The sequence below is a fragment of the Candidatus Obscuribacterales bacterium genome, from assembly GCA_036703605.1.
Taxonomy (GTDB): domain Bacteria; phylum Cyanobacteriota; class Cyanobacteriia; order RECH01; family RECH01; genus RECH01.
The window spans coordinates 1-7,778 of the sequence record DATNRH010000561.1 but is presented as its reverse complement, the minus strand read 5'-3'; the positions used below and the strand labels follow the sequence as shown (position 1 = coordinate 7,778).

At 55.0% G+C, this 7,778-nt stretch carries 7 protein-coding genes; 2 read left to right on the top strand and 5 right to left on the bottom strand.

Features of this window, described 5'->3' with window-relative positions; all coding sequences use genetic code 11:
- The first annotated feature begins 238 nt into the window (after positions 1–238).
- On the top strand, positions 239–478 hold the full coding sequence (locus tag V6D20_12025; GenBank protein HEY9816507.1) for a hypothetical protein: 240 nt from the start codon (positions 239–241) through the stop codon (positions 476–478).
- Here V6D20_12025 and V6D20_12020 read toward each other — a convergent pair.
- The 5 genes from V6D20_12020 to V6D20_12000 form a co-directional block, all read right to left on the bottom strand.
- A complete protein-coding gene (locus V6D20_12020; protein HEY9816506.1) occupies positions 475–2,295 on the bottom strand; it encodes a serine/threonine-protein kinase in 1,821 nt (606 codons plus the stop codon). The two genes, V6D20_12025 and V6D20_12020, sit on opposite strands and share 4 nt — an antisense overlap.
- The gene (locus V6D20_12015; GenBank protein HEY9816505.1) at positions 2,292–4,151 is read right to left on the bottom strand and encodes a serine/threonine-protein kinase; all 1,860 of its coding nucleotides are present in this window, start codon (positions 4,149–4,151) and stop codon (positions 2,292–2,294) included. Before V6D20_12015 ends, V6D20_12020 begins: the two co-directional genes overlap by 4 nt.
- Positions 4,152–4,259: 108 nt before the next feature.
- Positions 4,260–4,760, bottom strand: a complete 501-nt coding sequence (locus V6D20_12010) for an N-acetyltransferase family protein (GenBank protein ID HEY9816504.1) — start codon at positions 4,758–4,760, stop codon at positions 4,260–4,262.
- 121 nt (positions 4,761–4,881) lie between these two features.
- Positions 4,882–6,000, bottom strand: coding sequence for a Holliday junction branch migration DNA helicase RuvB (ruvB, locus tag V6D20_12005; protein ID HEY9816503.1), 1,119 nt, complete (start codon positions 5,998–6,000; stop codon positions 4,882–4,884).
- A 195-nt stretch (positions 6,001–6,195) separates the two neighbouring features.
- Complete coding sequence (locus tag V6D20_12000) at positions 6,196–6,690, bottom strand: hypothetical protein (protein HEY9816502.1); 495 nt, start codon at positions 6,688–6,690, stop codon at positions 6,196–6,198.
- A gap of 231 nt (positions 6,691–6,921) precedes the next feature.
- Here V6D20_12000 and V6D20_11995 point away from each other — a divergent pair.
- The coding region (locus V6D20_11995) for a hypothetical protein (GenBank protein HEY9816501.1) at positions 6,922–7,778 on the top strand (857 nt) is incomplete at its 3' end.

Below are 7,778 nucleotides of genomic sequence, written 5' to 3'. Positions count from 1 at the left end.
GATCGCAAAGGAACCAACAGCGACCTCCAAAACACCCAAATCAGCGACCTCCAAATCAGCGACCTCCAAATCAGCGACCTCCAAATCAGCGACCTCCAAATCAGCAACCACCAAGACAGCCACTGCTAAATCAGCTAGCGGCACCAGAGGGCGAAAGAGATCTACGCCAAAAGCCACGGCGACTAAGACAACCTCAAAACGGAAAACGTCTACGACCGATACGGGCTGGCAGCACTATATGTTAGCCGACTACCGCACCCAACCCCTCACAGAAGTCGTGCACTCTATTTTTGAAGCATCTCCCGATGCCGTGATGGGGTCCAGTGATTTGATTAGCCATATTTTTTCTCCGGAAATTCCCAAAGATGCCCGCACCACGGCCCGCGATCGCTTGTTGAATATCCTATCGATTGGGGTGAATGACAACAAGTTGGAGCGGGTGAAGTCGGGTAAGTATCGGCTGGTGGCGTCTTCCTAATGTCCTCGCCATAGACGCAGGGTGCGATCTTGGCTGGCGCTGATCAGCCGTCCGTCGGGATGAAAAGCGATCGCCTCGATGGCGGCGGTGTGGTCGGTGAGGGTGGCCAGGAGCTGACCGGTGATCACCGACCACAGTTTGATGGTGCTATCTTGACTGCCGGTGGCTAAGATCTGGGCATCAGCACTCAGCGCTAGGGTACGAATGGGCAGCAGATGTCCGGACAGAGCGTGGTACAGTCCGCCGGTATTCAGATGTCGCAGACGAATGCTCATGTCCCAACTGCCGGTGACCACGGTTTGCTGCTCCGGCTCTTCCGGGTCGGGGGAGGGGATCAGGGCGATAGCGCTCACGGAGCCCCCATGTTTGGCCAACTGACGCAGGCAGATGCGCAGGTTTAGGTTCCAAACCCGTAGGTTGCCATCCGCATCGCCGCTCACCATCACCGGGGCTGTGGGGCTGACGGCCAGGGACTCCACCGGCGCGGTATGTCCCTCAAAGATATGCAGCAGTTTTCCGTGCCGATCCCATAGCCGCAGATGGCGATCGCGGCCAGCACTGATCAGGTGGCCTTCCTGGGTAAATGCCAGGGCGGTAACCAGTTCACCTTGCTCTAGCAACACTTGGGGCGTCGGACGGTCTAACTCCCATAGCTTGAGGGTGCGATCGTAGCCACTGCTGGCCACCATGGCCGTCATGGGTGAGTAGGCAAGGGCGGCAACGCTGTAGGCATGGCCCACCCAGGTACGTTCCAGTTCCATGCCCTGCCAAAGGGCGATCGCCCCCTGTTGATCGCCGGTGAGCATCTGCCCCGTAGGCAGCAGTGCCAATCGCGTGATCGGGTGCTCGACGGTCACGGTCGTCTCACAGACCCAGGATAGATCTGGGGGCTGGGTGTCGGGCAGGGGCAGGGGAGGCTGGCTAGCGGGAATGATCAGGGTGGAGGATGAGCCTGGACAGTGGAGTAAGACATCCTTGAGGGCGATCTCAGCGCTGGCGTAGCGCTCGGTTAAATTACGGCATACGAGGCGATCGAGGATTTCTGCTAAGTCGTCCGTGATCGGCCCGGACACGCTACGCCACAGCCAACTGCCGTCCCGAAAATTGAATAATTCAAAGGGCGACAGACCCGTGAGTAAATGCAGGCAGGTGGTGCCTAAGCTATAGAGATCGCTGGCAAAGGTGACCTGGCCCGCCAGTTGCTCGGGGGCAATATATTCAGCGCTGCCGATCATGGTGCCGGGTTTGGCGAGGGTAGACTGGGTGGCGATCTTGGCGGATCCAAAGTCTACAAGGGTAAGATAGCCTAGGTCAAACCGACCGTCGCGGCGGATCAGGTTGGTGGGTTTCACGTCGCGATGGATCAGCCGTTGACTATGCAGATACTTGAGCAACAGCAGCCCTTCTTGAAGCACCGTCCAGATTTTATCTTCACTAAAGGCTCCGCTGGTCTGGAGTTCTTGCCCAAGATTGGGGCCAGGAATGTACTCTTGCACTAAGTAATGATGCCGATCGCGTTCAAAATAGGCCAAGACATTGGGCAACTGCGCATGTTTGAACAGCGGTTCGATGCGGGCAATCTGGTAGCGAAAGGCTTCACCATCGCCCTGCTGCTCAAATTCTTTGATGACACAGCGATTGTGGGTGAGACGGCGTTGATCGATGGCCAAAAAAGTACGGCTCGATCCACCGCCGCCAATGGGCTGCACGGCTACGTAGCGATCGCCCAACCGCACTCGCGATCCGCAATGCACACAGAAATGATCGCCCTGGGGGGTGCTAGGGGATGGACAGGTTGGATGCAAACAATAGCTCATGGTGTCCCCCGATCTAATCCCAGTGGTTCGTAGGTCCAAAGTTGCAGCGTTTCATCGGCCCCGGCGCTCACCAATCCGCCGCTATCTGGGCAGATGGCGATCGCATTCACCACCCAAGCCGTTTTCAGCGATCCGCCATGGCGAAACCGCGATCGCTCCCAGCGTCCGATCTGCAGTTGGCTATCATCGCCGCCACTAGCCAGAAACTGACCATCGGGACTGAGAGCAATGGTATTAATGGCCCCTTGATGGGCGCGAATGGTCTGCTGGCAAACTTGCTCTAGGGTATCCCATATCATCAGGGAGCGATCGCTGCTGGTGATCAGCCATTGGCGATCGGCACTGAGGGCGATGGCGCAAGCTGGGGCATCCTGCTTCAGCGTATTCCACAACGGCACCTGTCCCGTTTGCCGCAGGTTACCCAAATCCCAAATGCGCACGAGGCGATCGCCCCCACTCACCAGCCAAGCCCCATCGAGGCTGATCTGGAGAGCCGTCACCGGCACAGACTGGGGGCGTAGGGTTTGCAGACGTTCTCGGCGAGTAATGTCCCAAAGCTGAATCGCACCGTCAGCGCTGCCCACGGCCAGTAAACGATCATCGCCGAGGGCGATCGCCGTCACCCCCCAGCTATGGGCCGGCAACATACCGATGGCGGTACGGCGCGGCACATCCCAGAGCCACACGGTGCCATCATCACTGCCGCTCAGTAAGGTTTGGGCATCGCTGGTGAAGGCCAGGGCGTTGACCGGGGCAGAATGACCGTCTTTCCCCCAGGGCGATCGCCCCTCGAAGCTATGGATCAATTTGCCGGTATACAGGCCCCAGAGCTTAATGGACTGATCCCGGCTGGCGCTGGCCAAGAGGGTACCATCGGGACTAATGGCGATCGCTTGGATACTGCCGGTATGACCGCGAAACACCCGCGTGCAGCGCCAGCCGCTGGTCTGGGGCCGTGCCGGTGCGGCCGGGCGAGGCGGCCGCGATCGCCGAATATCTTCCAATACCTCACTGGCCGTGGCATAGCGACGGCTCAGGGATCGTTCCAATAATCGATTCAGCACCCGCAGCAGGCGATCGCTCACCGGCTGGGGCAGATACTGCGACCACACCCAGCCATCATCACTGACGCTGTATAGATCAAAGGGATGCTGATCCGTCAGCAGATGAACACAGGTCACCCCGAGACTGTAGAGATCACTAGCGAACACGGCTTTACCTAAAGCCTGCTCTGGCGCTGCATAGCCCGCACTGCCGATCACCGTGCCGGTGCGGGCCAGGGCCGTACCCGTAGCATATTTCGATGCGCCAAAATCAACTAAGGCAAGGTGGCGATCGCCCGTGCGGATAATATTGGCCGGCTTAAGATCTCGGTGGATCACCCGAGCGCTGTGGATAAAATCCAGAACCGGCAGCAAGGATTTGAGCACATACCACACCTGCGATTCCCGCAGCGGCCCCTGCTCCTTCAGCACCTGCTCCAAATCTTGCCCGTCAATAAACTCCTGCACCAGGTAGTAATACCCCGCCTGCTCCACCTGGGCTAGGAATTTGGGAATCTGCGGATGATCGCCCAACTCCGCCAACCGAGCCGCTTCCTCCTGGAAGAGCATGGCCGCCTGCTCCGCATAGTCACGCCCCTGCAACTGCGGCAAAAACTGCTTCACCACACAGCGATCGCGCCCCGGCAAGGTTTCATCCACCGCCAAAAAGGTCGCCCCAAAGCCCCCCTGCCGCAGCGGTCGCAGCAACCGAAAGCGATCGCCCAGCATCAGCGCCGTACCGCAGGCATCACAATGCAGCCCATGGCGATCGTTTTGGGGACTGGGGCAAACCGGGTTGGGACAATAGCTCATGCCGTGGTGACACCTAGACTATGTTCATCTTAGTGGGCTCTGTAGAATCACAGTCTATAGATGCTTATCCTGAGCTTAGATGCAGTTGCGCCTAGACAGGCTAGACAGCTATGACAGAAGGAGCTGCAAAAACTTCAGGTCGAGCCAGCGATCGAACTTATAGCCGACTTGGGGAAAATGGGCCACTTCTTGGAAGCCAAAACAGCGATGCAGCCGCAGACTGGCTTCATTGTTGGCATCAATGCCCGCTACCATGGCATGGATGTTCATGGCCCGCGCCGCTTCAATCAGGGGCTTCATTAACTGTTTACCCACCCCCCGGCCGCGATCGCTGGCGGCGACATAGATCGATAGCTCCACGGTGTATTGATAGGCAGCCCAAGCACGGAAGGGGCCAAAGGAACTGAAACCCACAACCCGTCCTTGGCGTTCTGCCACAAAAATGGGAAATCCTTGGTCTACTTTGGCGGCATACCAAGCTTGGCGCATGGCTAGGGTATGGGGCTCGTAGTCGTAGGAGGCGGTGGTATGTAAGACGGCATCGTTATAGATCTCCAAAATGTCGGGGAGATCGGCGTCAGTCGCGGAGCGGAGGGTCACCTGATCCATGCAAGTCTCTGTTCTTAAATCCAGATGCCACCCTACACAAAAATGCGATCGCGAATAGTGTTTTCGCTTACCCTGATCCAGACCGCTTGCAGGGGGAGTGGGCAAGTCCTACGCCGCATCGTCAAGACAAGAGGGGCAGTTGTTGATCGGGGGGTTGGTAGCCCAGATGTTGCCAGGCGGCGCGGGTGGCAATGCGGCCGCGGGGGGTGCGGTTGAGGTAGCCGATTTGCAAGAGGTAGGGTTCATAAACTTCTTCGATGGTTTGGGCATCTTCGCCCGTCGCAGCGGCTAGGGTATCGAGACCCACCGGGCCGCCGCCAAAGTTTTCGATCATCATCGACAGTAAGCGTCGGTCTGTCCAGTCTAGACCGCAGGGATCGACGTTGAATAGCTCCAAGGCTTCCGCCGCGATCGCTTCGGTGACTTCCGAGCCCGATGCCTTCACCTCTAGATAATCGCGCACCCGTCGCAGCAGGCGGTTGGCAATCCGCGGCGTACCCCGAGCCCGACGGGCAATTTCAGCAGCTCCTTCAGGGGTGACGGCGGTGGTGAGAATGGTAGCGGTGCGCTGGACAATCTCGGTCAGTTCTTCAACGGTATAAAACCGAAGCCGTTGGACGAGGCCGAAGCGATCGCGTAGGGGCGATGACAGGGCTCCTACCCTTGTAGTTGCGCCCACCAAGGTGAAGCGCTGTAGGGGAATACTGCGGGTGCGAGCGCTCTGTCCTTTGCCCACGGTGATATCTAGGCGAAAGTCTTCCATGGCTGGATAGAGAATTTCTTCTGTGACTCTAGGCAGGCGATGGATTTCATCAATAAACAAAATGTCGCCGGGTTTCAGGTTAATCAACAGGCCGACAATATCGCGAGGACGCTCTAGGGCTGGGGCGGTGGTGATCTTGCAGCCCACGTTCATCTCGCTAGACAAAATCAAGGCCATGGTGGTCTTTCCCAATCCAGGCGGCCCGTAGAGCAGGAGATGATCCAAGGGCTCTTGGCGTGACTGGGCGGCTTTGATGGCAATGTCTAACACGTCTTTCAACGACGATTGCCCGATGTAGTCGCCAATGCGCTGGGGGCGCAGAGTTTCTTCTGCTTTGCCGGTTTCTTGCACTTGGGCATCGGGCTGCAGCAAGGCCGCTTCAGGCGGACGAGACACCCGAGGGGCGATCGCTTTTGGATCGGGGCTGTCTGATCCAGGCTGATTGGGATCGGGTTGCTTGGAGGAAATAATGGCCATAGGAACGCTCCCACAAGGGCGATCGCACATCACGTTCCTTTGTACTATACCATCGTGCCCCCTCCGGCATGTTCAGTCGTTACTACCCATAGCCGATGACATGACACCATAGGCGATCGCTCCTATCATCCTCTTGACTATTTCAAACAGCGATCGTCCTTTATTCTATAGAATGAGGCAGTTACCATGAACAAGTCACTGCTTTTTCTGAATCCTCTGAGTAACATCCCCCATTTCAAAATCGCCCTCAACTCCTAAATCACGCCCAATAATCTGCTCTGCAGACTTGTTTTCACTCACCTGTTCAATATCTCCAATTTTTGCACTCCCCTTAACTCGCACTGTATCCAAAACAACCTGTAAAGTAGGTGATTGAGCTTGAATCTGTTGAATCAGTGCTTCTAATTGAGCCGCAAACTCTTTGTCCTCCTCCATCTGGCTGACTAGTTCTCCCTCAAGAACCTGGATATTCTGATCCGTGGGCTTTTCCTCTGCCCGTTTCAGCAAACCATTCGTTCCTACTGACTGGAGCTTACCCTGGACTGTCTTGTAAAGCAATTGAATCACCTCGCCACTTTTTTCAACGGCTACATCGCCAATTTTCTCGCCAATCTTCTCGCTTGCTTCCACCAGCACTTTGGGTAAAATGATGGTGGTCACAATACCAGCCAGTATAGAAAAAAATTCCATAAACTTCTCCTTATCGGTAGAATTTGGATACAGCTCCTATAACCTTCCGTTCAGAGGTGCGTTGTTTTTATTATATGAGCTGGCGGAAACACCGAATCATACTGATTCAAATTTAGACTGTAGGTTTAGGATCAGCAAACCCTGACTTGCAGTCCAATGGTGGCTTTCATGGGCACCCGCCTCACGAGCCTTTGTCAAGTTGAGTATTTTCGCTACAGTGGAGCCCAAGCTATGAGCGATCGCCTAGAATCCCAGCAACCCCAACAGACAATACTTGCGAATGTAAATGCTCGTGATATTCAAACGGGCGATATTTACCAAATTTTCATTTCCATAGTCAAAGGAGAACAACCTCTCCAACCCGAAATTATCCTTGAGTGGCTGAGGCGAAATTTTGAGCGGGCTAAGCATAGCTGGTTGAGCAATCGTTACTCTCCTGATCTTCATCAAATTGGTCAAGTAGAAGCGGATCTCCAGTTACGCCTGAATGGTCTGTCCTCTCAACCGAAGTGGCTCGATGAGGTAAGAAAAGTTCGTATCCTACTCGAAGATGTTCACTTGGCAGTCTTGCGACTAAGACGATACCCACAGTTTATGCAACGGGATGATGCTGAAGATCTTATTAGAAGTGCTGAAGAATGGATGGTAGCTGCTATCGCTGAGCAGCAAGAATTAGAAAAGCGCATTGTAACTGGAAACTCCTTTCCAATTCCTGATTTTGAAAAGGAAGTCACTGATGAAGCTGCCCCTTGGCAACTCGTTAATATAATCTCTCCAGATAATAAATTCTCTTTGGAATCACCAACTGCAGATATCGGAAAGCAACTTGAGTCTGTCCTAAATCAGTGGCTTGCCCGAAAAGTAACGCCAAGATACTTGAGAACTTTAGGGCAGCCTGCTGCTTATATCGGTGAACCTGGAGTAGGAAAGACACATGCCTTTGCTCATGCAGTTCATTATCACCTTGCCAATGATAAGCCTGCAATTTTAATCCGGGCTAAAGATATTGATTTGGCAAAAAGTTGGGATGTTATCTTGGCTGAAGCTATCGGTATGCCCGGATCAAACATTAATCAAATTCTAGATGC